This window comes from Staphylococcus sp. HMSC061G12 (assembly GCF_001838465.1).
GTDB lineage: Bacteria > Bacillota > Bacilli > Staphylococcales > Staphylococcaceae > Staphylococcus > Staphylococcus simulans.
The window spans coordinates 567-1463 of the sequence record NZ_KV837130.1 but is presented as its reverse complement, the minus strand read 5'-3'; the positions used below and the strand labels follow the sequence as shown (position 1 = coordinate 1463).

General features: G+C 39.9%; 1 protein-coding gene. It reads left to right on the top strand.

The window, feature by feature from the left end; all coding sequences use genetic code 11:
- A partial coding sequence (locus HMPREF2937_RS08745; protein WP_257245376.1) for a Rib/alpha-like domain-containing protein occupies positions 1 to 897 on the top strand: 897 nt, incomplete at both ends.

The following is an 897-nucleotide window of genomic DNA, read 5'->3' as shown; positions in this document are numbered from 1 at the left end:
AACAACCACAAAAAGATAAATATGAACCAACAGTAGGAGAAATCACAAAACCATACGGTACACCAACTACTGCGGAAGAAGTCAAAGGAAAAGTAAGTGTTCCAAACTTCCCTAAAGAAGGCGATCAACCTGTAATCACAGTAGATACAAGTAAATTGCCAAACGGACAAGTTAGTGGAGAAACTCAAGTCCCAGTCACAGTGACATATCCAGATAAAACAACAGACACAGTGAATGTGAAAGTAACCGTAGGACCGAAAGATTCAGACACTTATGAACCAACAATTCAACCAATTAAAAAACCATTTGGTCAAAACACAACAGAACAAGAGGTTAAAGACAAAGTAACAGTCCCAGATTTTCCAAAGGATAAAGGTACACCGACAGTCAAAGTCAATAATCCGGCACAAATACCAAACGGTCAAACACCAGGAACAGTAGATGTCCCTGTAACAGTCACATATCCAGATGGCACAAAAGACCATGTGAAAGTTCCGGTAACAGTGGTAGAACAACCGCAAAAAGATAAATATGAACCAACAGCGGGAGAAATTACAAAACCTTACGGTACACCAACAACAGAACAAGAAGTCAAAGGCAAAGTAAATGTTCCGAACTTCCCTAAAGAAGGCGATCAACCTGTTATCACAGTAGATACAAGTAAATTGCCAAACGGACAAGTTAGTGGAGAAACTCAAGTCCCTGTCACAGTGACATATCCAGATAAAACAACAGACACAGTGAATGTGAAAGTAACCGTAGGGCCAAAAGATTCAGACACTTATGAACCAACAACAGGAGAAATTACGAAACCATATGGAACTCCAACTACTGCGGAAGAAGTCAAAGGCAAAGTAAATGTACCAAACTTCCCTAAAGAAGGCGATCAACCTGTAA